25 protein-coding genes, 1 tRNA gene and 1 pseudogene are annotated in these 22818 nt (G+C 63.7%); 20 read left to right on the plus strand and 7 right to left on the minus strand.

Translation table 11 applies throughout. The features are described from left to right. The 6 genes from cyoC to ACNFG0_RS04810 all read left to right on the plus strand — a co-directional run bounded on the left by cyoC (position 1) and on the right by ACNFG0_RS04810 (position 4464). Positions 1-624 carry a cytochrome o ubiquinol oxidase subunit III gene (cyoC, locus tag ACNFG0_RS04785; protein WP_084858519.1) on the plus strand — a complete coding sequence of 208 codons (624 nt, stop codon included), beginning with the start codon at positions 1-3 and terminating at the stop codon, positions 622-624. Beyond that, a complete protein-coding gene (gene cyoD / locus ACNFG0_RS04790; protein WP_043208038.1) occupies positions 624-956 on the plus strand; it encodes a cytochrome o ubiquinol oxidase subunit IV in 333 nt (110 codons plus the stop codon). Before cyoC ends, cyoD begins: the two co-directional genes overlap by 1 nt. 11 nt (positions 957-967) lie before the next feature. Then, positions 968-1855, plus strand: coding sequence for a heme o synthase (cyoE, locus tag ACNFG0_RS04795; protein WP_196143678.1), 888 nt, complete (start codon positions 968-970; stop codon positions 1853-1855). A gap of 235 nt (positions 1856-2090) precedes the next feature. After that, entirely contained in the window at positions 2091-3299 is a 1209-nt protein-coding gene (alaC, locus tag ACNFG0_RS04800; protein ID WP_416764125.1) for an alanine transaminase, read from the plus strand. Positions 3300-3449: 150 nt separating this feature from the next. Then, a complete protein-coding gene (locus tag ACNFG0_RS04805; protein ID WP_416764127.1) occupies positions 3450-3827 on the plus strand; it encodes a YkgJ family cysteine cluster protein in 378 nt (125 codons plus the stop codon). Positions 3828-3924: 97 nt separating this feature from the next. Beyond that, positions 3925-4464, plus strand: a complete 540-nt coding sequence (locus ACNFG0_RS04810) for a hypothetical protein (RefSeq protein ID WP_416764129.1) — start codon at positions 3925-3927, stop codon at positions 4462-4464. A 14-nt stretch (positions 4465-4478) separates the two neighbouring features. Here ACNFG0_RS04810 and ACNFG0_RS04815 read toward each other — a convergent pair whose 3' ends face one another. Further along, positions 4479-4958: a DMT family transporter gene (locus ACNFG0_RS04815; protein WP_416764130.1), complete on the minus strand. Its 480-nt coding sequence runs from the start codon at positions 4956-4958 to the stop codon at positions 4479-4481. A 90-nt stretch (positions 4959-5048) separates the two neighbouring features. Between ACNFG0_RS04815 and ACNFG0_RS04820 the strand changes: the two genes are divergently transcribed. Together ACNFG0_RS04820 and ACNFG0_RS04825 are read left to right on the plus strand one after the other, a co-directional pair. Then, a complete protein-coding gene (locus tag ACNFG0_RS04820; RefSeq protein WP_416764131.1) occupies positions 5049-5966 on the plus strand; it encodes a LysR family transcriptional regulator in 918 nt (305 codons plus the stop codon). 248 nt (positions 5967-6214) lie between these two features. Next, positions 6215-6601: a lysozyme inhibitor LprI family protein gene (locus tag ACNFG0_RS04825; protein ID WP_416764132.1), complete on the plus strand. Its 387-nt coding sequence runs from the start codon at positions 6215-6217 to the stop codon at positions 6599-6601. Between the two features lie 250 nt (positions 6602-6851). Here the strand turns inward: ACNFG0_RS04825 and mnmH are convergent, their stop codons facing one another. Together mnmH and selD are read right to left on the minus strand one after the other, a co-directional pair. Next, positions 6852-7961 carry a tRNA 2-selenouridine(34) synthase MnmH gene (gene mnmH / locus ACNFG0_RS04830; RefSeq protein WP_416764133.1) on the minus strand — a complete coding sequence of 370 codons (1110 nt, stop codon included), beginning with the start codon at positions 7959-7961 and terminating at the stop codon, positions 6852-6854. After that, positions 7961-8995, minus strand: coding sequence for a selenide, water dikinase SelD (gene selD, locus ACNFG0_RS04835; RefSeq protein WP_416764134.1), 1035 nt, complete (start codon positions 8993-8995; stop codon positions 7961-7963). Before selD ends, mnmH begins: the two co-directional genes overlap by 1 nt. A gap of 123 nt (positions 8996-9118) precedes the next feature. On the opposite strand from selD, the gene ACNFG0_RS04840 reads away from it, so the two are divergent. The 5 genes and pseudogenes from ACNFG0_RS04840 (at position 9119) to ACNFG0_RS04860 (ending at position 12750) form a co-directional block, all read left to right on the plus strand. Next, positions 9119-9973 (plus strand): putative selenate ABC transporter substrate-binding protein, encoded by an 855-nt coding sequence (locus ACNFG0_RS04840; protein ID WP_196143669.1) that lies wholly within the window; start codon positions 9119-9121, stop codon positions 9971-9973. After that, on the plus strand, positions 9970-10764 hold the full coding sequence (locus tag ACNFG0_RS04845) for a phosphonate ABC transporter ATP-binding protein (RefSeq protein WP_196154564.1): 795 nt from the start codon (positions 9970-9972) through the stop codon (positions 10762-10764). Before ACNFG0_RS04840 ends, ACNFG0_RS04845 begins: the two co-directional genes overlap by 4 nt. After that, the gene (locus ACNFG0_RS04850; RefSeq protein ID WP_196143667.1) at positions 10758-11585 is read left to right on the plus strand and encodes a PhnE/PtxC family ABC transporter permease; all 828 of its coding nucleotides are present in this window, start codon (positions 10758-10760) and stop codon (positions 11583-11585) included. Before ACNFG0_RS04845 ends, ACNFG0_RS04850 begins: the two co-directional genes overlap by 7 nt. Further along, positions 11582-12349, plus strand: coding sequence for a phosphonate ABC transporter, permease protein PhnE (phnE, locus tag ACNFG0_RS04855; RefSeq protein WP_196154562.1), 768 nt, complete (start codon positions 11582-11584; stop codon positions 12347-12349). Before ACNFG0_RS04850 ends, phnE begins: the two co-directional genes overlap by 4 nt. 195 nt (positions 12350-12544) lie before the next feature. Then, positions 12545-12750, plus strand: a pseudogene (locus ACNFG0_RS04860) (addiction module antidote protein). Positions 12751-12758: 8 nt separating this feature from the next. On the opposite strand, the gene ACNFG0_RS04865 reads toward ACNFG0_RS04860, so the two are convergent. The 3 genes from ACNFG0_RS04865 to ACNFG0_RS04875 all read right to left on the minus strand — a co-directional run bounded on the left by ACNFG0_RS04865 (position 12759) and on the right by ACNFG0_RS04875 (position 14657). Next, positions 12759-13238, minus strand: a complete 480-nt coding sequence (locus tag ACNFG0_RS04865; RefSeq protein WP_416764135.1) for a GNAT family N-acetyltransferase — start codon at positions 13236-13238, stop codon at positions 12759-12761. A 341-nt stretch (positions 13239-13579) separates the two neighbouring features. Next, entirely contained in the window at positions 13580-13837 is a 258-nt protein-coding gene (locus ACNFG0_RS04870; protein ID WP_416764136.1) for a DUF3077 domain-containing protein, read from the minus strand. 735 nt (positions 13838-14572) lie between these two features. Next, a tRNA-Leu gene (locus ACNFG0_RS04875) sits at positions 14573-14657 on the minus strand. 108 nt (positions 14658-14765) lie between these two features. Between ACNFG0_RS04875 and queA the strand changes: the two genes are divergently transcribed. From queA to ACNFG0_RS04905, 6 genes are all read left to right on the plus strand, one after another. Next, a complete protein-coding gene (gene queA, locus ACNFG0_RS04880) occupies positions 14766-15815 on the plus strand; it encodes a tRNA preQ1(34) S-adenosylmethionine ribosyltransferase-isomerase QueA (protein WP_416764137.1) in 1050 nt (349 codons plus the stop codon). A 14-nt stretch (positions 15816-15829) separates the two neighbouring features. Continuing rightward, positions 15830-16945 (plus strand): tRNA guanosine(34) transglycosylase Tgt, encoded by a 1116-nt coding sequence (tgt, locus tag ACNFG0_RS04885; protein ID WP_172403058.1) that lies wholly within the window; start codon positions 15830-15832, stop codon positions 16943-16945. Positions 16946-16984: 39 nt separating this feature from the next. Further along, positions 16985-17320, plus strand: a complete 336-nt coding sequence (gene yajC / locus ACNFG0_RS04890) for a preprotein translocase subunit YajC (protein ID WP_010223473.1) — start codon at positions 16985-16987, stop codon at positions 17318-17320. A gap of 63 nt (positions 17321-17383) precedes the next feature. Then, on the plus strand, positions 17384-19246 hold the full coding sequence (secD, locus tag ACNFG0_RS04895) for a protein translocase subunit SecD (RefSeq protein WP_196143660.1): 1863 nt from the start codon (positions 17384-17386) through the stop codon (positions 19244-19246). A 10-nt stretch (positions 19247-19256) separates the two neighbouring features. Beyond that, positions 19257-20165 carry a protein translocase subunit SecF gene (secF, locus tag ACNFG0_RS04900; protein WP_196143659.1) on the plus strand — a complete coding sequence of 303 codons (909 nt, stop codon included), beginning with the start codon at positions 19257-19259 and terminating at the stop codon, positions 20163-20165. Positions 20166-20283: 118 nt separating this feature from the next. Then, positions 20284-20832 carry a glycine zipper 2TM domain-containing protein gene (locus tag ACNFG0_RS04905; RefSeq protein ID WP_196143658.1) on the plus strand — a complete coding sequence of 183 codons (549 nt, stop codon included), beginning with the start codon at positions 20284-20286 and terminating at the stop codon, positions 20830-20832. Between the two features lie 241 nt (positions 20833-21073). On the opposite strand, the gene suhB is transcribed toward ACNFG0_RS04905, so the two are convergent. After that, positions 21074-21892: an inositol-phosphate phosphatase gene (gene suhB, locus ACNFG0_RS04910; RefSeq protein ID WP_196143657.1), complete on the minus strand. Its 819-nt coding sequence runs from the start codon at positions 21890-21892 to the stop codon at positions 21074-21076. A 150-nt stretch (positions 21893-22042) separates the two neighbouring features. Here suhB and trmJ point away from each other — a divergent pair, with 150 nt between their 5' ends. Next, complete coding sequence (gene trmJ, locus ACNFG0_RS04915) at positions 22043-22813, plus strand: tRNA (cytosine(32)/uridine(32)-2'-O)-methyltransferase TrmJ (protein WP_196143656.1); 771 nt, start codon at positions 22043-22045, stop codon at positions 22811-22813. Positions 22814-22818: the final 5 nt, after the last annotated feature.

Raw genomic sequence — 22818 nt, forward strand, 5'->3', positions numbered from 1 at the left:
ATGTCCAGTCAAGTAATCCACGCCGGCGCTCATGGTCACGACCATGGGCACGACGACCACCACCACGACTCGGGCCAGATGACCGTACTCGGTTTCTGGCTGTACCTGATGACCGACTGCATCCTGTTTGCGTCGCTCTTCGCCACCTACGCGGTGCTGTCCGGCAGTTTTGCCGGCGGCCCGTCGGGTCATGACATCTTCCAGCTCGATTTCGTAGCTGTCGAAACCGCACTGCTGCTGCTGTCGTCGATCACCTTCGGCTTCGCCATGCTGCAGATGTTCAAAGGCAACAAGGGCGGCGTGCTGGGCTGGTTGGCCATCACCTTCCTGTTCGGTGCCGGCTTCATCGCGATGGAAGTCTATGAGTTCCATCACCTGATCGGCGAAGGCTACGGCCCGAACCGCAGCGGCTTCCTGTCGGGCTTCTTCGCCCTGGTAGGTACCCACGGTCTGCACGTGACTGCCGGCCTGATCTGGATGGCTGTCCTGATGTACCAGATCAGCACCAAGGGCATCACCCCGACCGCCAAGACCCGCATGAGCTGCCTGAGCCTGTTCTGGCACTTCCTGGACGTGGTCTGGATCTGCGTCTTCACCGTCGTCTACCTGCTGGGAGTTCTGTAATGGCTAGCGCACACGACACTCATCACGAAGGCAACCACGGCAGCGTCAAGTCGTACGCGATCGGCTTCATCCTGTCGATCATCCTGACCGCGATCCCGTTCGGTCTGGTGATGTACCCGAGCCTGCCGAAGAACCTGACCGTCCTGATCGTGGTGGCCATGGCCGTCATCCAGGTGGTGGTGCACCTGGTGTACTTCCTGCACATGGACCGCTCGAAAGAGCAGCGCTCCAATGTGTCGACGTTCCTGTTCACCACTCTCGTAATCGCTCTGTTGGTCGGCCTGTCGCTGTGGATCATGTTCAGCATCCACATCGAAATGATGGCCAAGTGAGGTAAGACTGCATGTCCGTGAAGCACTTTATCCAAATCACCAAACCGGGGATCATTTTCGGTAACGTGCTTTCCGTGGCAGGCGGTTTCTTCCTTGCCGCGAAGGGCCATGTGGACTTCGCCCTGTTCCTGGCGGTGGTGGTGGGTACCTCCCTGGTGGTCGCGTCTGGATGCGTGTTCAACAACTGCATCGACCGCGACATCGACCAGAAGATGGAGCGCACCAAGAACCGCGTCATGGTCCAGGGCGGCATGTCGCTGCCCTTCGCGCTGGTCTATGCCACCCTGCTTGGGGTGGCGGGCTTCAGCTTGCTGTATGTCCAGGCCAACCCGCTGTCGGCGTTCTGTGCGCTGGTGGGCTTCGTCGTCTACGTCGGCTTCTACAGCCTCTGGCTCAAGCGCAAGTCGGTGCACGGCACCTTGGTCGGCAGCCTGTCCGGTGCCATGCCTCCGGTGATCGGTTATTGCGCTGTGAGCAACAGCTTCGACCTGGCTGCAGTGACCCTGCTGGTGATGTTCAGCCTGTGGCAGATGCCGCACAGCTTCGCCATCGCCATCTTCCGCTTCAAGGACTACAGCGCGGCCAACATCCCGGTCCTGCCGGTGGCGCGCGGTATCCTGGCGGCGAAGAAGCAGATCGTGCTGTACGTGCTGGCCTTCGTGCTGGCTACCCTCATGCTCACCCTCGGTGGCTATGCAGGGCTTGGCTACCTGGCCGTTGCCGCCGCCATGGGCCTGTACTGGCTGTACATGGCCTGGGGTGGCTACAAGGCTGAGGACGACAGCAAGTGGGCGCGCAAGGTATTCGGTTTCTCTATCCTCACTGTCACCGCCCTGAGCGTGATGATGTCGGTGGACAGCCAGACCGCTACCGACGTGCTCATGACCTACGCACGCTGACAGTCGCCTGTTACACGAAAAGCCCCGGCCATGTGCCGGGGTTTTTTTTTGCATGTTCGGGCCCTATCGCGGGGCAAGCTCGCTGGCACATGGAAAAATAAACCTGAAAAAAACGATAAAAACAGGAAATAGACCTTTACAGAGGTCGTGTTTCGGCACTATCTTCTGATTCAGGCCGCCGCAGCGGCCAGCGTCGCTCGGACGGTTCCGGGCGCTTACGTACTCAGAGGAAGCCATGGCCAACCCAGGTTCGCCGCGCCGCTTTGCGCGCATCGATCGTCTCCCCCCTTACGTCTTCAACATCACCGCCGAGCTCAAGATGGCGGCCCGCCGTCGTGGCGAGGACATCATCGACCTGAGCATGGGCAACCCCGACGGTGCTACCCCACCGCACATCGTCGAGAAGCTGGTGCAGGTCGCCCAGCGCGAAGACACCCACGGCTACTCCACCTCTCGCGGTATCCCGCGCCTGCGCCGGGCCATCTCGCACTGGTACAAGGACCGCTACGATGTCGAGATCGACCCGGAAAGCGAAGCCATCGTCACCATCGGTTCCAAGGAAGGCCTGGCACACCTGATGCTCGGCACCCTCGACCATGGCGACACGGTGCTGGTGCCCAACCCCAGCTACCCGATCCATATCTACGGTGCAGTGATCGCAGGCGCCCAGGTGCGGTCGGTGCCGCTGGTGCCGGGCGTGGACTTCTTCAACGAGCTGGAGCGGGCGATTCGCGAGTCGATCCCCAAGCCGAAGATGATGATCCTGGGCTTCCCGTCCAACCCGACGGCGCAGTGCGTCGAGCTGGACTTCTTCGAGCGCGTGGTGGCCCTGGCCAAGCAGTACGATGTGCTGGTAGTCCACGACCTGGCCTATGCCGACATCGTCTACGACGGCTGGAAGGCGCCGTCGATCATGCAGGTACCCGGCGCCAAGGACATCGCCGTGGAATTCTTCACCCTCTCCAAGAGCTACAACATGGCTGGCTGGCGCATCGGCTTCATGGTCGGCAACCCGGAGCTGGTCAGCGCCCTGGCACGGATCAAGAGCTACCACGACTACGGCACCTTCACCCCGCTGCAGGTCGCGGCCATCGCCGCGCTGGAAGGCGACCAGCAGTGCGTGCGCGATATCGCCGAGCAGTACCGCCAACGGCGCAACCTGCTGGTCAAGGGGCTGCATGAGCTCGGCTGGATGGTCGAGAACCCCAAGGCTTCGATGTATGTCTGGGCGAAGATCCCCGAAGCCTATGCCCACCTGGGTTCGTTGGAGTTTTCCAAGAAGCTGCTGGCCGAGGCCAAGGTCTGCGTATCGCCCGGCATCGGCTTCGGCGACTACGGTGACGACCATGTGCGCTTCGCCCTGATCGAGAACCAGGACCGTATCCGCCAGGCGATCCGGGGCATTCGCCAGATGTTCCGGGCCAATGGTCTGACCCGCAAGTAACGGCGCAAACGGGGCTGCGAGTCGGCCCCGTTTTTCCCGGATCAGCGGCAAACTATTTTTGCTTTACCCCTCTTCTCAGCCACCCCGGCTTGGATTGAAAATGGCGCGCGGGCCCAGCCCCGAAAACAACAACTTTCCCTCCGTGCCATCATGTCCGAATACAACCCTTGCCTTGACTGCGGCGCCTGCTGCGGGTACTTCCGTGTGTCTTTCTTCTGGGGCGAATGCCAGTCCGCCGGTGGCCTTGTGCCCGATGACCTGGTGGTGCAGATCAACCCGACCCGCGTCGCGATGATCGGCACCGATGCCAAGCCATGCCGTTGCATCGCTCTGAACGGCGAGGTCGGCAAGCAGGTCGCTTGCACCATTTACGAAAACCGTTCCAGCCCTTGTCGGGAATTCGAGGCGTCCTGGGTCAATGGCGTGCACAACCCCAGCTGCGACGCCGCACGCGCGCATTACGGGCTGCCGCCGCTGGAAGCCAACGAGCCGCATTGGCCGGAGGATGACGGGGCCGAAGTCGCCTGAGGGCGAGCAGGGCAGGGCGCGGCGCTGGTTCTGCCTGTCACCTGAGGCCTGGGTGCGGTATGGTCATGGGCTTGTCGTTATCCGATGGAGCTCGCGGTTGCCTGCCTATTACCTCACCTTCAGCCTGGCGCTCTACCTGCTGGGGCTTTGTTTCGACGGTGCCTTGACCAGCGCCGGCCGGCATATGCCCGCGCTGCAAATGCTGCTCTACGGGCCTTGGGGCGTACCTTTCGGGCTGTACCAATGGTTCGCCAACCCGTTGCTGGCGCTGGCGGTCCTGGCGCACCGGCGCTTTCGCCGCCTGGCACTGCTGTTGGGGCTGGGCGCCCTTTACCTGGCCGCCAGCAGCCTGGGTATCGAGCGCCTGCCGGACAACCAGAGCTATGCATTCCAGGATGTCACCGGCTTTGGCGCAGGCTTCTACTTGTGGCTGCTGGCGATCGTGTCGTTCTGTCTGGGCCAGGCCTGGTGGTGCTGGAAGGCAAGGCGCGTCGACGACATGCCGGCCTGGCACTGGCTCGATGTCGGGCTGATCGCGGCCTTGGCCGTGGTGATGTATGCCGGCACCCAGATGCCCGCGCTGCATTTCGATGTGGACAAAGTGCTGATGCCGCCGGAGCAACCGCAGGCCTTGTAATGACGGCTGCCACCCTATGAGGCGCGGGACGTGCCCCATTGCACGACCAGCATGCCGATCACGATCATGCCCACCCCGGCCAGGCGAATCGCATTGACGGGCCGCTCCGGCAGCCCCATCAACCCCCACTGGTCGATCAGCAATGACGACAGCACCTGCCCAGCGATCACGCAGACGATGAACCCCGCCGCACCCAGGCGCGGTGTCAGCACCAGCGCGGCGGTGATGTAGAGCACGCCTGCCACGCCACCGAACCAGGCCCACCAGGGGGCCTGGGCAAGGTTTTGGAGCTGCGGCGCAGGCGCGCGCATTGCCAACAAGGCCGGTACCAGCATCAACAGGCTGACCATCAGCGATACCCCGGCCGCCCACAGCGGGTGGCCAAGCAGGCGTCCCAGCGCAGCGTTGCTGCCGGCCTGGAAGGGCACCGCCGCGCCGGCCAGCAGCGCAACGAGCGAGGGGAGGAGGGCGGACAGCGTGAGGGCATGTGGCATCGGGGGCTCCTTTGGAAAAACACTAGGCGCAGTGTTGTTTATCCATTTCAATGATGGAAATTCGAAGTTTGTACGGGCCCTATTCGTACCATGGATGATTTTCGCCGCATCGACCTCAATCTGCTTTTGACCCTGCATGCCTTGCTCAGCGAGCAGCATGTGTCCCGTGCTGCGGTGCGCCTGCACCGCAGCCAGCCTGCGGTCAGCCATGCGTTGGCGCAGTTGCGAGAAATCTTCTCCGACCCCCTGCTGGTGCGCAGGGGCGGTCGCCTGCACCTGAGCAGCCGGGCCCAGGCCTTGCGCGAGCCGCTCGAGCAAGCCCTGGAGCAATTGCACGGCTTGTTGGGCAGCCCACGCTTCGAGCCGAGCCGGGCGCGGCGAACCTTTCGCTTGGCCATGTCGGACTATGGCGCGCGGGTCGTGCTGCCCGGGCTGATGCGCCTGCTCAGGGCCGAGGCGCCGGAAATCGACCTTGTGATGTCCCAGGGCAGTCGGGAGGCCATGCTTGGGCAGTTGATCGATGGCGAGGTGGACTTGGCCCTGGGGGTATTCCCTGAGCTGCCGTCCGAGGTCCAGGTACAGGTATTGTTCGAAGAGTCTTTCGTGTGCCTGGCCGACCGCCAGACATTGCCGCCCCGTGGTGGGCTGGCGCTGGATCGATGGCTGGCTCGCCCCCATGTATTGGTGGCCGTGCGGCCGGGCATCGACAACGAGATCGACCTGGCACTCCAGGCACTGGGCGAACGACGTCGCATTGCCTTGACCTTGCCGCACTGGGGCGTGGCCCAGGGGCTGATCATCGGCACCGACCTGGTGCTTACCGTGGCCCGTCGGAGCCTGGCGGGCACCCGCCTGGAGCCGGGCTTGCGCTGCTTCGAGCCACCGTTGGCCATTGCGCCCTTTGGTTTTACCCAGGCTTGGCATTCACGACGCGAGGGCGATGCCGGGCACCGATGGTTGCGCGAACGGATTCGCACCTTGTGCGAGGCGGACCAGGCGCAAGAGTAGGACGTGTCCGATTTTTCCAGGCTACGGCTGATCGAGTGGGCAGGAGTGCTAGTGTGGTGTTTCACAAATAACAACCATAAGTCGCGGCGCTTTTTGCGCTCATGCTGCGTTGTCGCTCCTCGCCGTAGCCGGGCTACGACTCGTCGCGACGCCTTGCTTGAGCACAAAATTCACTTGCGACTTATTGGTCGTATTTGCAAAACACCACACTAGGCTCTGACCCCAATGTCAACGCACAAGGAGCGTACATGACCCGATATTCTCTGGCCGCCATCGTCCTGGCCTGCTGTGCCACCCAGGCCCAAGCACAGGCGCCGTCATCGACCTACTCGCAGTGCATGGACAAGGCCATGAGCACCCTGGCCATGAGCAATTGCATCGTCACCGAGACCCAGGTACAGGATGAGCGCCTGAATCGTGCCTACAAGCAGTTGATGGCCAAGCTGGAGCCAAGCCAGCAGAAGGCGTTGCGTGAGGTGCAGCGCACCTGGATCAAGTTCCGTGACGACAACTGCGCGTTTCATGGGCAGGTAAGCGGGGGCACTCTCCGCCAGCTCGAAAGCGGCATGTGCCTGATGGACCTGACCCGCGAGCGGGCCGCGGAGCTGGAGCGGGTGCTGAGCCCGGGGCCATGACAAGCCAGGGCAGCGCTGTCGCGCCTCCTTGTGGGAGCCAACTGTCTTGAGTTGCTTGCCCCGGTCCTATCGCTGGCAAGCCAGCTCCCACAGGTACGGCGGTGTCTCTGAAAACAGCGCAGGCCGGGTGGGAGCGGGCTTGTCCCGCGATCAAGGGCGAAGCCCTTGCCAGGCGAGGTGATATCGGGCCCGGCCCAATCGGGGGACAAGCCGGATCGCCGCACCGCCGCTCCCACAGGCTCTGCGAGCGCTATCGAGGTTCGCGCTGGGCCCGGGCCTTCAGGTATTCCCGCACTTCCACGCCATCGCCGGCAAACTCGATACGGCTCGCCTTGGCCTCGCGCTGGTAGGCGTACATCGGGTCGTAGTACTCGTTGAGCAAGCCTTCGATCCAGCCCCGGTGCAGGCCCACGTCGCCGCTGCGCAGCTGCTCGTCCAGCGCCTGTTCCAGCAGCGCGGACAACCGCTGGAAGCGCTCGCCGCCAAGACGCTTGTGGATATTGGCCATGCTCTGGAGCATGCGCTGGGCAAACAGGGTTGGCCCCTGTTCTTCACCGTGCACCGTGACGAACTCGGCACACAGGTTGATCACGTAGTCGCGCAGGATGCGTTCCACGCGGTTCTCGAAGCTGTCCTCGAGCCACACCAGTGGGTACTGCTGCATGCCCTGGTACAGCTCCAGGGGCACCGAGCAACTGCCGACGATGCGTCCTTCGTCTTCCAGCACGAATTGCTGCAGGCCGCGGGCGCGCTTCTTGAGGATATCGATGGCCAGCTGGTTCTCGAAATCGATCTGCGCTGGCTGCGCGGTGGCGCGCTTGCCAAAGCTGGAACCACGGTGATTGGCATGGCCTTCCAGGTCCAGCACGTTGTCTAGCTGGACCAGCACATCGGTCTTGCCCGTGCCGGTAAGCCCGCCCACCAGCACGAAGTCGCACTGCTCGACCGCCTGCAAGGTTGTGCCCAGCAGGAAGTTACGCATGGCCTTGTAGCCACCTTTGACCTTCGGGTACTGGATGCCGGCTTCATCCTTCAGCCAGCCCTGCACGATCTGTGAGCGCAGGCCGCCGCGGAAGCAGTACAGATAGCCCTCGGGGTGGGCCTTGGCGAATGCCGCCCAGGCCTCCAGGCGCGCTTGTTTGGTCGCCCCGCTGACTAACTGGTGGCCCAGGGCGATGGCGGCGGCCTGGCCCTGTTGCTTGTAGCAGGTGCCGACCTTCTGCCGCTCCTGATCATTCATCAACGGCAGGTTCACGGCGCCGGGGAAGGCACCCTTGGCGAATTCGACCGGCGCGCGCATGTCCATCATCGGCACGTCGTTCAGGAACAGCTGGCGGTAATCGGTGCAGTCGTTGCGCATCAAAGCACCTCGACTGCGTGGGTCTGTCGCTCGACCAGCTCGCCGATCGGCGAGAGGGTAAGGTTCAGTTGCGCTGCCACGGCGAGGAACTCGGCCTCGCCTTCGGGGCTCACGGCCACCAGCAGGCCGCCGCTGGTCTGTGGGTCGCACAGCAGGTGCTTTTGCGCGTCGGTGAGGGCGCCGATCTTGTGGCCATAGCTGTCGAAGTTGCGCAGGGTGCCGCCAGGAATGCAGCCCTCGGCCAAGTAGTGCTCGACGCTGGGCAGGCGTGGCACGGCGTCGTAGCGCAGGTGCGCGGTCAGCCCGCTGCCTTCGGCCAGCTCCACCAGGTGGCCGAGCAGGCCGAAGCCGGTGACGTCGGTCATGGCCTTGACTCCATCGAGCTTGCCGAAGCGGCTGCCGGGGGTGTTGAGAGTGCACATCCAGTCGCGGGCCAGGCCCTGGTCCTGCTCGCGCAGCTTGGCCTTCTTCTCTGCGGTGGTGAGGATGCCGATGCCCAGGGGCTTGGTCAGGTACAGGCGGCAGCCCGCACTGGCAGTGTCGTTGCGCTTGAGATGACGCTTGCCGACCACGCCGGTGACGGCCAGGCCGAAGATCGGCTCGGGGGCATCGATGGAATGGCCGCCGGCCAGCGGAATGCCCGCCTCGGCGCATACGGCGCGGCCTCCACGGATCACTTCGCGGGCCACCTCGGGCGGTAGCACGTTGACCGGCCAGCCGAGAATGGCGATGGCCATCAGCGGGTCGCCGCCCATGGCATAGATGTCGCTGATCGCGTTGGTGGCGGCGATTCGGCCGAAGTCGTACGGGTCGTCGACGATGGGCATGAAGAAGTCGGTGGTCGAGACCACGCCGCGCTCATCGTCCAGCGCATAGACCGCCGCGTCGTCGCGCGAGGCGTTGCCGACCCAGAGTTTCGGGTCCAGGGCCTGGGTGCCGCTCTCGGCGAGGATCACATCCAGCACCTTGGGAGAAATCTTGCAACCACAGCCGGCGCCGTGGCTGTACTGGGTCAGACGAATCGGTTCGCTCATACGCACCTCGGATTTTCGTGATGCGCGATTGTAGCAAAGCTGGCCTTTGCGCCAGCGACTCTTATAATTCCCCTCCGTCGGCGCGTCGCCGGCCCTTTCCCCGCTATTGAACCGGAGAATCCCATGCTCAAACGTCCCCTGGCGGTCGCCGCCGGCCTCGTGCTGTCCTGCTGTGCCGTCATTGCCCAGGCTGCAGATACCCTGCGGGTGAGCGCCATCCCTGATGAGGCGCCGACCGAACTGCTGCGCAAGTTCAAGCCACTGGGGGAATACCTCTCCAAGCAATTGGGCATGGACGTGAAGTTCGTACCGGTGGCCGACTACCCGGCGGTGGTCGAGTCGTTGGCGTCCAACCGCCTGGACATGGCCTGGCTGGGCGGCTTCACCTTCGTCCAGGTGCACCTGAAGGACCCGACCGCCACGCCACTGGTGCAGCGTGAGCAGGACGCCCAGTTCACCTCCAAGTTCATCACTGCCAACCCGGATGTGAAGAGCCTGGCCGATCTCAAGGGCAAGTCGTTTGCCTTCGGCTCGATCTCGTCCACCTCCGGCAGCCTGATGCCACGCTACTTCATGCTCAAGCAGGACAACATCAAGCCTGAAGGCTACTTCAGCCGTGTAGCCTACTCCGGTGCCCACGACGCCACCGTCGCCTGGGTCCAGGCCGGCAAGGTCGACGGCGGCGTGCTCAACGCCAGCGTCTGGCAGAAGCTGGTCGATGCCGGCAAGGTCGACACCAACAAGGTCAAGGTCTTCGCCACCACCCCGACCTACTTCGACTACAACTGGACCGTGCGCGGCAACATGGACCCGGCCTTGAAGGAAAAGATCAAGGCGGCCTTCCTCGCGCTGGACCCGGCCAACCCGGAGCACAAGGCGATCCTTGACCTGCAGGCCGCCAGCCGCTTCATCGAAACCAAGCCGGAGAACTACGTAGGCACCGAGCAAGCGGCACGCGAGGCCGGTCTGCTCAAGTGACTATCCATCTGCACGGTGTGGGCCTGCGCCATGGCCAGGTCCGCGCACTCGATGCGGTGAGCCTGCGTATCGACAAGGGCGAGCGGGTCGCGATCATCGGCCCCTCGGGGGCCGGCAAGTCCAGCCTGCTGCACGTGATGGCGACCGCCATCGAGCCCAGTGCCGGGCGCCTGGAGCTGCTCGGCGAACAGCCCTGGGCGCTGTCGGCCGGGGCCCGGCAACGCCTGCGCGCGCGCGTGGGGCTGGTGCACCAGGCGCCGCCCTTGCCGCCACGCCAGCGTGTGGTCACTGCGGTGCTGGCCGGGCGGCTGGGGCAGTGGGGCACGTTGCGCGGCCTGCTCAACCTGGTCTACCCGACCGATGTGCCCGGTGCGCGACAGGCCCTGGCTGAACTGGGCCTGGCGGACAAACTGTTCGTCCAGTGCGGCCAGCTCTCCGGCGGCCAGCTGCAGCGCGTCGGCATCGCCCGCGCGCTGTATCAGCGGCCTGACGTCTTGCTGGCCGACGAACCTGTGTCGGCCATGGACCCGGTACTCGCCGAACACAGCCTGGCACTGCTCAACCGCCATGCCCAGGCCAACGGCGTAACGCTGGTGGCCAGCCTGCATGCGGTGGAGCTGGCGCTGGCGCATTTCCCTCGGGTGGTCGGTATCCGCGACGGCCAGGTGGCATTCGACTGCCCGGCCCAGGCGGTCACCGAAAGCCTGCTCGACGCGCTTTATGCCAACGAGCAGTTGAGCTCGCCGCCGTCGCCGGGCCCGACCTTGACGGTACAGATTCCACGATGCTGAAGGCCGACGCCCGCGACCCGGCAGCTTGGCCCCGGTTGTTGCTGACCCTGCTCGCCCTGGCCGTGTTATGGCCAGGCTTGCACCTGAGCGAGCTGAACCCAGGTGTGCTGCTGCAGGCCGAAAACCGTCAACAGATGGCCAGTTTCGCCAGTGGGTTCTGGCCACCGGCCCATGATGCCGACTTTCTCTCGCTGTTGTTCGAGGCCACCTTGCAGACCCTGGCCGTGGCCACCGCCGGCATGGCCCTGGCCTGGCTGCTGGCGGTGCCGACCAGCCTGCTGGCCAGCCGCGCGCTGTCGCTGCGCGCGGCCTCCCGGGGTGGGCGCCCTGGGTTGGGGTCACGGCTGCTGCGCCTGCCGGTGCGCGGGCTGCTGGTGTTCCTGCGCAGCGTGCCGGAAATCGTCTGGGCGTTGCTGTTCGTCCGTGCCGTGGGCCTGGGGCCGACCGCTGGGGTGCTGGCCATCGCCATCACCTATGCCGGCATGCTGGGCAAGGTTTATGCGGAGATCTTCGAATCGGTGGACCAGCGCCCGGCGCATGCCTTATTGCAGGCGGGTAGTGGTCGGCTTACGGCGTTCTTCTACGGCATCCTGCCGGGGGCGGCGGCGGAGGTGGTCTCCTATACCGTCTACCGCTGGGAATGTGCCGTGCGCGCCTCGGTGGTGATGGGCTTCGTCGGTGCCGGCGGGCTGGGGCAGCAGATCGACCTGTCGATGCGCATGTTCGCCGGGGCCGAGGTGGCGAGCATGCTGTTGGCGTTCCTGGTGCTGGTGATGCTGGCCGACCTGCTCAGCCGCGTGCTGCGGGGGAGGCTGGCATGAACCGGGTGATCAACCTGTTGGTGGTCGTCGCGATTCTCGCCGCCGTGGTGGCGTCGTTCGGCTACCTCGAGTTGGACATGGCGTCGGTGGTGGGCAATGGCGGGCTGGCGCAGATGGGTGAGTATGCCCACCGCTTCCTGAGCCCGGACCTGTCCGCCGAGCACCTGCGGGCTGTAGGTAAGGGCGCACTGGAGACCCTGGCCATGTCCGGGCTCGGGACCCTGCTGGCGATGGTGCTCGGCCTGCTGCTGGCGCTGCCGGCCGCGGGCCGCTTCGGCTGGCCATTGCAGGGCGCTGCGCGGTTGCTGCTCAATGCCCTGCGTGCAATCCCTGAGCTGGTCTGGGCCGCCCTGACCGTGCTTGCCGCAGGCCTGGGGCCCAATGCCGGCACCCTGGCCCTGGCCCTGCATACCGCTGGTGTGTTGGGCCGCCTGTTCGCCGAGGCCCTGGAGAACGCCCCCACCGAGCCTGCCGCCGCCATCCGCCTGCAAGGTGGCAGCCAGGCCGCGGCGTTCTGCTTTGGAACGTTGCCCAACCTTTGGCCGCAACTGCTTGCCTACAGCCTCTACCGCTGGGAGAACAACATCCGCATGGCCAGCGTGCTTGGCTTCGTGGGTGCGGGTGGGTTGGGGCAGATGCTCTACACCACCCTGAGCCTGTTCCAGGAAGCCCAGGCCAGCACCGTGATCATCGGCATGCTGGTGCTGGTGTTGCTGGTGGATGCCTTCAGCGACGTGCTGCGCCAGCGGTACGTGCGCGCCTGATCACCCCAGGGGCCGCCTTGCGGCCCTTTCGCGGCATGAGGCCGCTCCTACAGGTACGATGCCGCTCTCGAAGCGCCTGTGTGGGAGCGGGCTTGCCCCGCGATCGAGCGCGTAGCGCTCGCCATCTGTTGTCTCTCGAACTGCGACGATAAAGCCGACCCAATCGTGGGGCCGCACTGGCTATCTCATCGCTGATTGCTGGACAGCGATGAGGCAATCAGTGAGTACCTGAGCCAGGTGCTGGCCGATGGTGACAGCGATGAAATCATCCGTGCACTCGAACATATCGCCAGGGCGCGGAGAATGTCCGAAATTGCAGCAAACAGCGGCCTGGGGCGTGAGAGTCTTTACGTGCTTTGGGAATCGACCTTTTTGCACAGCCTCATTCCGTATCACGCTGACGACCTGCTCATGTGAGTCTTTGACTCATCTGCACCAGCGCGACCCGGCTGCCATCCGGTGCCTGCCGTTCCTCGATGCCGAACGGCACGAACCCCAACTGTGGATAAAGCAGCAGCCCCGCCGTGTTGTGGTTGAAGCACGACACCCACACCTCCCGCGCGGCGAACTGTTCGCGGGCCAAGTCGATCATGCATTGCACCAGGTAGCGTGCGACGCCACGGCCACGCGCGGCGGGAGCGACCACCACGTTGCCCAAGGCACATACGCCACCGTGCTCGGCCTTGTAGAAATTGGCAAAGCCCAGCACCACGCCATCACCTTCGATCACCGTCGATCCGCTGCGCTGGGCGATGGCATCGTTCAGTTGGTCTGGCGTGAGCGGGTAGGTGGCCTTGGGGAACATGTAGAACAGCTCGTCCGCACCTTGCGGGAAGCAACAGATGGCGGCGATATCGTCGTGGCGCACGGGGCGGTGTGTCAGCTTCATGGGGTATGCCTTGGATAAGTGGGGCTTACTTCAAGGATACATCGTTGAACTTAAGGGCCTGTGTACCGTTATCCCGTGTTGAGAAGATCAGCTTGATCGAAGGCCAATGCTCGACCTTTGCACTGCTCCTATGGAGATCACCTAGCCCTGTCATGCAGAGAACAAGCGGCTAGCGCTGATCCGCTGTGGGAGCGGCGGTGCGGCGGTCCGACTTGTCCCGCGATCAAGGGCGAAGCCCTTGTCAGGCGATGGAGACATCGGGCTCGGCTAATCGCGGGACAAGCCCGCTCCCACAGGGTTTCGTGCATCGTTCTATGAGGGCGGGCTTATCCGGCGGTGGGCTATGGCTGTGTACGCTGCCGCCCAATTTCCACGTCATCCATGATCGCCTTGGCCATGTCGCTGAGCAGATGTGCCGCCCAGCCGAGGTCTGCCTCGCCATCGGTTGCCGCCAGCAGCGTCATCCGCCGAACGCATTGAAGCATTGCTGAGGCTTGGTCCAACGCGAGGATCGCGTCCTGTCCCGGTACCACCCGAAACAAAGGCGCATCACCCGTGCCATAGCCAAAACAGGTGACGCCTACCGTCTTGCTCGTCATCGTAATCCTCCTTGTCAGTGGCGTACCTGAACCTTGCTCAGCGCCATTTCCACCATGCCGCGGGCCGCCTCGATCTCATGCATCGTGGCCAGGGTCAGCGCCTGGACGGATGAGGCTTGATGGGTGAGGGTGTTCTGTTGGGCGATGGAGAGGGCGCAAACCAGCTATTCGGAGGTTTGCATCAGGATGTCTTCGAGGGAATGGGCGAGTTCGGTGGGGTAGGGTGGGTCGGGGACGATCTTTAGCATGGTGAAGCTCCTCATTTGAACGGAGCCGCCACCTTTTGCTGTCAAACAAAAGGGTGGCAGCTATACGCAGGGTTGACAGACCGGTCAAATAGAGGAAACCCGGCGCACACGAGGTGCCCCCACGTACAGCCGCCATTGAGGGCGAGCCATGAGGTTTCTACTTGGGTCGGCCTGTCAAAGCCGGTCGTTGAATTGGCAACGACAGGCCGAGACTAGAGCCCGATCCAGAGCACCGCAATGGCTTGAAAGGGATAGGCAGTATGTTTGGGAAACAGCCTACAGGGAATGGGGAAAATCCGAAAACTCAGGTTCTTTCACGGGATGTGGAGCGCGTCGCTGCTTGTCGGGAGATAGGGGGGGCTGGCAGGTGCCTGTCTTGGTTTCGAGGCGGCGCGCGATCTACGCATCACCTCAAACCCCAAGTCATGCCCCCAAAAAAATCCCAGGCACAAAAAAACCGACCATAAGGTCGGTTTCTTTCGGATCTTGGTGCCCCGAGGGAGACTCGAACTCCCACTCCTTTCGAAAACGGATTTTGAATCCGCCGCGTCTACCAATTCCGCCATCAGGGCTTGTGGGGGCGCAGTATAGAGAGCCTCTGAGGGACGGTCAATCGGGTTTCATGGTCAATTTTCGCTCTTTGGGCTAAACTTTCCGGCCCTGTCGAACCGAACACCATCATGCGCGTCGCCGATTTTTCCTTCGAACTCCCCGATTCCCTGATCGCCCGCCACCCCCTGGCCGAGCGCCATGGCAGCCGTCTGCTGGTCCTCGATGGACCGAGCGGGGAGCTGGCGCACCGTCAATTCACCGACTTGCTCGACTACCTGCGCCCCGGTGATCTGATGGTATTCAACAATACCCGGGTGATTCCGGCGCGGCTGTTTGGCCAGAAAGCCTCCGGCGGCAAGCTGGAGGTGCTGGTCGAGCGCGTGCTCGACAACTACCGGGTACTGGCCCATGTCCGCGCCAGCAAGGCGCCCAAGCCAGGCACGCAGATCCTCATCGACGGCGGTGGCGAGGCCGAGATGGTGGCGCGCCACGAGACGCTGTTCGAGCTGCGCTTTGGCGAAGAGGTGCTGCCGCTGCTCGAGCGCGTCGGCCACATGCCGCTGCCGCCCTATATCGACCGCCCCGACGAAGGCGCCGACCGTGAGCGCTACCAGACCGTCTATGCCGAGCGCGCCGGCGCCGTGGCCGCGCCGACCGCGGGCCTGCATTTTGACGAGGCGCTGCTGGAAAAGATCGCCGCCAAGGGTGTGGAGCGAGCCTTCGTCACCTTGCACGTGGGCGCCGGTACCTTCCAGCCGGTGCGGGTCGACAAGATCGAAGACCACCACATGCATAAAGAGTGGCTAGAGGTCAGCCAGGACGTGGTCGACGCCGTCCAGGCCTGCCGCGCCCGTGGTGGGCGGGTGATCGCGGTGGGGACCACCAGCGTGCGGTCGCTGGAAAGTGCCGCCCGTGATGGCCAGCTGAAGGCCTTCAGCGGCGACACCGACATCTTCATCTACCCGGGCCGGCCGTTCCACGTGGTCGATGCCCTGGTCACCAACTTCCACCTGCCGGAGTCCACGCTGCTGATGCTGGTCTCGGCCTTCGCCGGCTACCCCGAGACCATGGCTGCCTACGCGGCGGCGGTCGAGCAGGGGTACCGCTTCTTCAGTTACGGTGATGCCATGTTCATCACCCGCAATCCGGCGCCACGCGGCCCCGAGGATCAAGCATGAGTCGCACCTGTCGAATGTCGTTCGAACTGCTGGCTACCGACGGCAAGGCCCGTCGCGGCCGCCTGACCTTCCCCCGTGGCACGGTGGAAACCCCGGCGTTCATGCCGGTGGGCACCTATGGCACGGTCAAGGGCATGCTGCCACGCGACATCGAGGCCATCGGCGCCGAGATCATCCTGGGCAACACCTTCCACCTGTGGCTGCGCCCGGGCACCGAGGTGATCAAGAAGCACGGCAGCCTGCACGACTTCATGCAGTGGAAGGGCCCGATCCTCACCGACTCCGGTGGCTTCCAGGTGTTCAGCCTGGGCGCCATGCGCAAGATCAAGGAAGAGGGCGTGACCTTCGCCTCGCCGGTCGACGGCTCCAAGGTATTCATGGGCCCGGAAGAGTCCATGCAGGTCCAGCGCGACCTGGGCTCGGACATCGTGATGATCTTCGACGAGTGTACGCCGTACCCGGCCGAGCACGACGTGGCGCGCGCCTCCATGGAACTGTCGCTGCGCTGGGCCCAGCGTTCGAAGAACGCCCACGCCGACAACACCGCGGCGCTGTTCGGTATCGTCCAGGGTGGCATGTACCAGGACCTGCGCATGCGCTCGCTGGAAGCTCTGGAGAACATCGGCTTCGACGGCCTGGCCATCGGCGGCCTGTCGGTGGGCGAGCCCAAGCACGAAATGATCAAGGTGCTGGATTACCTGCCCGGTCAGATGCCGGCTGACAAACCTCGTTACCTTATGGGGGTAGGCAAACCCGAGGATCTTGTAGAGGGTGTGCGCCGCGGCGTCGACATGTTCGACTGCGTGATGCCGACGCGCAATGCGCGCAACGGCCATCTGTTCGTCGATACCGGGGTGATCAAGATCCGCAACGCGTTCCATCGCCATGATGATTCGCCGCTGGATCCGACCTGTGACTGCTATACCTGCACTAACTTCTCCCGCGCCTATCTCCATCACCTGGATAAATGTGGCGAAATGTTGAGCAGCATGCTGAATACCATCCACAACTTGCGCCATTACCAGCGCTTGATGGCCGGTTTACGCGAGGCTATTCAACAAGGTAAATTGGCCGCCTTTGTCGACGCCTTCTACGCCAAGCGCGGGCTACCCGTGCCGCCCTTGGACTGACTGTTTGCACTTATAAACTTATAGCAACTGGAGTGCCCAATGAGCTTTCTGATTCCCGCCGCCTACGCGGACGCTGCTGCCCCTGCCGCCGGCCCAGCCGGTACCGGCTTCGAATGGATCTTCCTGGTCGGTTTCCTGGTCATCTTCTACCTGATGATCTGGCGCCCGCAGGCCAAGCGTGCCAAGGAGCAGAAGAACCTGCTGAGCAACTTGCAAAAAGGTGATGAAGTTGTCACCAACGGCGGCATCGCCGGCAAGATCGTCAAAGTGGCCGACGACTTCGTGGTCCTGGAAGTGTCCGACAACGTCGAGCTGAAGTTCCAGAAGGGCGCCGTGGCCGCGACCCTGCCAAAAGGTACGCTCAAGGCTATCTGAGTTACCGGTTTTCTTTTCCAGTCGGGGCGCGCAACGCGCCCCGCGTCTTGAACGGGCGGCGTGATGCTGAACAAATACCCTCTGTGGAAATACCTGCTGATCCTGGCTGTGCTGGCGATCGGCTTTATTTATTCCGCTCCCAACCTCTACCCGGATGACCCGGCGGTGCAGATCAGCGGTGCGAGCTCCGCGCTGCATGTGGGTCAGGCCGACCTGGACCGCGCCACCAAGGCGCTGACCGATGCCGGTATTGCCGTCAAGGGCGGCAGCCTGGGCGAGAAGGGCAGTGCGCTGGTGCGCCTGACCAACCAGGAAGACCAGCTCCCGGCCAAGGATGTGGTGCGCAAGGCATTGGGCGATGATTACGTCGTGGCCCTGAACCTGGCCCAGACCACCCCGCAATGGCTGCGCAACCTGGGCGCGAGCCCGATGAAGCTGGGCCTGGACCTGTCCGGTGGTGTGCACTTCCTGCTGGAAGTGGACATGGACAAGGCCATGAGCGCCCGCATGAAAGTCTACGAAGGCGAGGTCAAGACCTTGCTGCGCAAAGAGCGCGTCCGCTACCGCAGCCTGCCTCAGCAGGACGGCGGCATCATGCTGGGCTTCGCCGACGATGCCACCCGCGAGCAGGCCCGCAGCCTGATCCGCAAGAATTTCAATGATTTCGACCTGACCACCACCGAGCGTAACGAGCTCGCCGTGCTGCGTCTGGCGCTGACCCCGGCGAAAGTGACCGAGATCCGCGAATACTCGATCAAGCAGAACCTGACCACCGTGCGCAACCGGGTCAACGAGCTGGGCGTGGCCGAGCCGCTGGTCCAGCGCCAGGGCGCCAACCGTATCGTGGTCGAGTTGCCGGGCGTGCAGGACACCGCCGAAGCCAAGCGTATCCTGGGCAAGACCGCCAACCTGGAGTTCCGCTTCGGTGCCGAGCCGGGCGCCTCCAAGGCCACCACCGAGGTCTTCGAGTTCCGCGAAGGCGGCCGTTCCGCCGCGGTCGAGCGTGGCCTGATCATCACCGGTGACCAGGTGACCGACGCCCAGGCCAGCTTCGACGAGCATGGCCGCCCGCAGGTCAACATTCGCCTCGACGGCCACGGTGGCGAGCTGATGAGCCGCGCCACCCGCAGCAACGTCGGCCGCAGCATGGCAGTGATCTTCATCGAGCAGAAGCCGATGACCCGCTACGAGAAGCAGGTTGTCGACGGCGTCGAGAAGGACGTGGCGATCCAGACCTTCAAGGAAGAGAAGAAGATCATCAGCCTGGCGACCATCCAGTCGCCGCTGGGCAGCCAGTTCCGCATCACCGGCCTGAACGGCCAGGGCGAATCGTCCGAGCTTGCCCTGCTGCTGCGTGCCGGTGGCCTGGCCGCGCCGATGTACTTCGCAGAAGAACGTACCATCGGCCCGAGCCTGGGTGCCGACAACATCACCAAGGGTATCGACGCGTCCCTGTGGGGCATGCTGTTCGTCTCGCTGTTCATCATCGCCATCTACCGCGCCTTCGGCGTGCTGGCCACCATCGCCCTGGCGGGCAACATGGTCCTGCTGCTGGCGCTGATGTCGTTGCTGGGCGCCACCCTGACCCTGCCGGGTATCGCCGGTATCGTGTTGACCATGGGTATGGCGGTGGACGCCAACGTGCTGATCTTCTCGCGTATCCGTGAAGAGATCGCCGCCGGTATGTCGGTGCAGCGTGCCATCCACGAGGGCTTCAACCGCGCCTACTCGGCGATCGTCGATGCCAACCTGACCACTTTGCTGGTCGGCGGCATCCTGTTCGCCATGGGTACCGGCCCGGTCAAGGGCTTCGCGGTCACCATGTCCCTCGGGATTTTCACCTCGATGTTCACCGCCGTCATGGTGACCCGTGCACTGGTCAACCTGACCTGCGGCGGGCGTGACATCAAGAAGCTGTGGGTTTGAGGGAGCTGCGATGAAAACCATCAACTTCATGGGCGTGCGCAATGTCGCGTTCGCCATTACCGTGCTCCTCACCGTCCTGGCGCTGTTCAGCTGGTGGCACAAGGGCCTGAACTTCGGCCTGGACTTCACCGGCGGTACGCTCATCGAGCTGACCTACGAGCGCCCGGCCGACCTCAAGGCCGTGCGTGCCGAGCTGGTCCAGTCCGGCTTCGACGAGGCCGTGGTGCAGAGCTTCGGCGCCACCACCGACCTGCTGGTGCGCATGCCCGGCGACGACCCACAGCTGGGCAACCGCGTTGCCGCGGCCCTGCAGAAGGCCGGTGGCGACAACCCGGCCACGGTCAAGCGCGTCGAGTTCGTCGGCCCGCAGGTGGGTGAGGAGCTGCGCGACCAAGGTGGCTTGGGCATGCTGCTGGCCCTGGGCGGCATTCTGGTCTACCTGGCCTTCCGCTTCCAGTGGAAGTTCGCGGTCGGTGCCATCATCTCGCTGATCCACGACGTGGTGGTCACCCTGGGTATCCTGTCGTTCTTCCAGATCACCTTCGACCTGACGGTGCTGGCGGCGGTCCTGGCGATCATCGGCTATTCGCTCAACGACACCATCGTGGTGTTCGACCGGGTGCGTGAGAACTTCCGCGTGATGCGCAAGGCGTCGCTGATCGAGAACATCAACGTCTCGACCACCCAGACCTTGCTGCGCACCGTGGCCACCTCGGTGTCGACCTTGCTGGCCATCGCTGCGCTGCTGTTCTTCGGCGGCGACAACCTGTTCGGCTTCTCCCTGGCGCTGTTCATTGGCGTCATGGCCGGTACCTACTCGTCGATCTACATCGCTAACGTGGTGCTGATCTGGCTGAACCTGAGCAGCGAAGACCTTATCCCGCCGGTCAAGGCCGAGGGTGAGGACGACCGTCCGTAAGCTGTTGCAGGCTGCCGTTTGGCGTGAAGAAAGGCGCGGGTATTGAACTCGCGCCTTTTTTTATGCTCCAAGGCTGGGAGAAGGCGGCTGACGCCGCGGGTACGATCAGGAGGTTCACGTGAATAAATCAATGCTTGTGGGTGCGGTGCTGGGTGCTGTCGGTGTGACCGCCGGAGGTGCTGTCGCAACCTACAGCTTGGTGAACAAAGGGCCGGAGTACGCCCAGGTTACGGACGTGCAGCCCATCAAGGAAACCATCAAGACCCCGCGCCAGGTGTGCAAGGACGTCACCGTGACGCGCCAGGCGCCGGTGAAGGACCAGCACCAGATCGCAGGTACCGTGGTCGGTGCGATCGCAGGTGGTTTGCTGGGCAACCAGATCGGCGGCGGCACCGGCAAGAAGATTGCCACCGTGGCCGGTGCCGTGGGTGGTGGTTACGCCGGCAACAAGGTGCAGGAGGGCATGCAGGAGCGTGACACCTATACCACGACGCAAACCCGCTGCAACACGGTCAATGACCTGAGCGAGAAGGTGGTCGGCTACAACGTCACCTACTCCATTGGCGACAAGGTTGGCCGAGTGAAGATGAACCATGAGCCGGGTTCGACCATTCCGCTGGACAAGAACGGTAACCTGGTCCTGAGCGAGAACCAGGCCGGGCAGTAAAGCCTCAATCTGCCGTTGTAGGAGCGGCGCAGGGTAATGCCGCGCCCATCGCCGGCAAGCCGGCTCCCACAGGGGCGGCGCTAGCCGCTTGTTCTCTGCGCGACAGTGCGGCCCTCCCAGAGAGACAGTGCTGTCCTCAAGGCTGACGCATCACTTGTGGGAGCCGGCTTGCCGGCGATGGGCTGCGTAGCAGCCCCAACTGCAGCCGATAAGGCTTAACTTTTGTGCCTGTACGCAGCGCTTAGCGCTTCATGTACTCGGGCAGGTGCGGCTGGATGGCCGTCAGCACGGCCTTGAAGCACTTGATGTTGCCAGCGACGATGTGACCCTTCTCGAGGAAGTCGTGGCCACCATTGAAGTCGCTCACCAGGCCACCGGCTTCCTGGATCAGCAGCACGCCTGCAGCCATGTCCCACTCGGACAGGCCCGACTCCCAGAAGGCGTCGAAGCGGCCGGCAGCGACGTAGGCCAGGTCCAGGCTGGCGGCGCCGGCGCGGCGGATGCCGGCAGTCTGGCCGGTCAGTGCGCGGAACATGCCCAGGTAGTTGTCCAGGTCGGCCATCTGGTTGTCACGGAACGGGAAGCCGGTACCCAGCAGGGCGCCTTCCAGGCTGGTGCGCGAGCTGACGCGCAGGCGACGGCCGTTGAGCTGGGCGCCGCGACCGCGGCTGGCGGTGAATTCTTCCTGGCGAACCGGGTCGACGATGACGGCGTGCTCGAGGCGGCCACGGTATTTGCAGGCGATGCTGACCGCAAAGTGAGGAACGCCACGCAGGAAGTTGGTGGTGCCGTCCAGTGGATCGATGATCCACAGGTAGTCCTTGCCTTCTTCACCGGTACCGGCGTGCAGGCCGGTTTCTTCACCCTGTATGGAGTGGTTCGGGTAGGCCTTGCGCAGGGCGTTGACGATGGTCTGCTCGGCGGCGCGGTCAACCTCGGACACGTAGTCCTTGGCTTCTTTCTCGTCGACTTTGATGCTGTCCAGGCGTTCGATGGAGCGGAAAATCAATTCACTGGCGCTGCGAGCGGCGCGCAGGGCGATATTCAGCATAGGCTGCATGGGCGTTTCACCTGGGATGTTAAAGAGGAAAGCCGCATAGTCTATCAGAAATCTGCTTCGGCAGAAGGGTGACATGTGCTTTCGTGGCGTTACGTCCGTCGCTTCTGTAAGATCGTTTGCCCCGTTATCCACATCCGTGAGCTCAACACCTTGTTGCAGAATATTCGTGTTGTTCTGGTCAATACCAGCCACCCCGGCAATATCGGCGGCGCTGCGCGTGCCATGAAAAACATGGGCCTGTCGCGCCTGGTGCTGGTCCAGCCTCTGGATTTCCCTGCCGTGGATGCCACGGCGCGCGCATCCGGCGCAGACGATGTGCTGGACAACGCCCAGGTGGTCGACAGCCTCGAAGAGGCATTGGTCGGCTGCAGCCTGGCGATCGGCACCAGTGCCCGCGAGCGTAGCATTCCCTGGCCGTTGCTCGACCCCCGCGAATGCGGTGCCAAGGTTGTCGAGCACGCCGGCGCCGGTGAGGAGATCGCCCTCGTGTTCGGTCGCGAGCACGCCGGGCTGACCAACGAAGAGCTGCAGCGATGTCACTTCCACGTGCACATTCCTTCGAACCCCGACTTCAGTTCGCTGAACCTCGCCGCGGCGGTCCAGGTGCTCTCCTACGAGGTGCGCATGGCCTGGCTGGCGGCCGAGGGCGCGCCGACGAAGGTCGAGAAGTTCGAGGCCAACTCGCTGCGCAGCGGCGAGCTGGCGACCATGGACGAGATGGAGCTGTTCTACGAGCACCTGGAAAAAACCCTGGTGCAGATCGGCTTCCTTGACCCGGAGAAGCCCAAGCACCTGATGCCGCGCCTGCGTCGGCTCTATGGGCGCAGCTCGGTCAATCGTTCGGAAATGAGCATTTTGCGCGGCATCCTCACCGAGACCCAGAAAGTCGCACGGGGCGAGCCGCATAAGCGGAAGGACTAGAAAAA

The sequence above is a fragment of the Pseudomonas sp. NY15372 genome, from assembly GCF_048068215.1.
Classification (GTDB): domain Bacteria; phylum Pseudomonadota; class Gammaproteobacteria; order Pseudomonadales; family Pseudomonadaceae; genus Aquipseudomonas; species Aquipseudomonas guariconensis_A.

Bases quoted from the DNA above. Each gene is read 5' to 3' on its own strand.
- cyoC (WP_084858519.1), top strand. From the start codon at position 1: ATGTCCAGTCAAGTAATCCACGCCGGCGCTCATGGTCACGACCATGGG.
- cyoD (WP_043208038.1), top strand. From the start codon at position 624: ATGGCTAGCGCACACGACACTCATCACGAAGGCAACCACGGCAGCGTC.
- cyoE (WP_196143678.1), top strand. From the start codon at position 968: ATGTCCGTGAAGCACTTTATCCAAATCACCAAACCGGGGATCATTTTC.
- alaC (WP_416764125.1), top strand. From the start codon at position 2,091: ATGGCCAACCCAGGTTCGCCGCGCCGCTTTGCGCGCATCGATCGTCTC.
- ACNFG0_RS04805 (WP_416764127.1), top strand. From the start codon at position 3,450: ATGTCCGAATACAACCCTTGCCTTGACTGCGGCGCCTGCTGCGGGTAC.
- ACNFG0_RS04815 (WP_416764130.1), bottom strand. From the start codon at position 4,958: ATGCCACATGCCCTCACGCTGTCCGCCCTCCTCCCCTCGCTCGTTGCG.
- ACNFG0_RS04820 (WP_416764131.1), top strand. From the start codon at position 5,049: ATGGATGATTTTCGCCGCATCGACCTCAATCTGCTTTTGACCCTGCAT.
- ACNFG0_RS04825 (WP_416764132.1), top strand. From the start codon at position 6,215: ATGACCCGATATTCTCTGGCCGCCATCGTCCTGGCCTGCTGTGCCACC.
- mnmH (WP_416764133.1), bottom strand. From the start codon at position 7,961: ATGCGCAACGACTGCACCGATTACCGCCAGCTGTTCCTGAACGACGTG.
- selD (WP_416764134.1), bottom strand. From the start codon at position 8,995: ATGAGCGAACCGATTCGTCTGACCCAGTACAGCCACGGCGCCGGCTGT.
- ACNFG0_RS04840 (WP_196143669.1), top strand. From the start codon at position 9,119: ATGCTCAAACGTCCCCTGGCGGTCGCCGCCGGCCTCGTGCTGTCCTGC.
- ACNFG0_RS04850 (WP_196143667.1), top strand. From the start codon at position 10,758: ATGCTGAAGGCCGACGCCCGCGACCCGGCAGCTTGGCCCCGGTTGTTG.
- phnE (WP_196154562.1), top strand. From the start codon at position 11,582: ATGAACCGGGTGATCAACCTGTTGGTGGTCGTCGCGATTCTCGCCGCC.
- ACNFG0_RS04865 (WP_416764135.1), bottom strand. From the start codon at position 13,238: ATGAAGCTGACACACCGCCCCGTGCGCCACGACGATATCGCCGCCATC.
- ACNFG0_RS04870 (WP_416764136.1), bottom strand. From the start codon at position 13,837: ATGACGAGCAAGACGGTAGGCGTCACCTGTTTTGGCTATGGCACGGGT.
- queA (WP_416764137.1), top strand. From the start codon at position 14,766: ATGCGCGTCGCCGATTTTTCCTTCGAACTCCCCGATTCCCTGATCGCC.
- tgt (WP_172403058.1), top strand. From the start codon at position 15,830: ATGTCGTTCGAACTGCTGGCTACCGACGGCAAGGCCCGTCGCGGCCGC.
- yajC (WP_010223473.1), top strand. From the start codon at position 16,985: ATGAGCTTTCTGATTCCCGCCGCCTACGCGGACGCTGCTGCCCCTGCC.
- secD (WP_196143660.1), top strand. From the start codon at position 17,384: ATGCTGAACAAATACCCTCTGTGGAAATACCTGCTGATCCTGGCTGTG.
- secF (WP_196143659.1), top strand. From the start codon at position 19,257: ATGAAAACCATCAACTTCATGGGCGTGCGCAATGTCGCGTTCGCCATT.
- suhB (WP_196143657.1), bottom strand. From the start codon at position 21,892: ATGCAGCCTATGCTGAATATCGCCCTGCGCGCCGCTCGCAGCGCCAGT.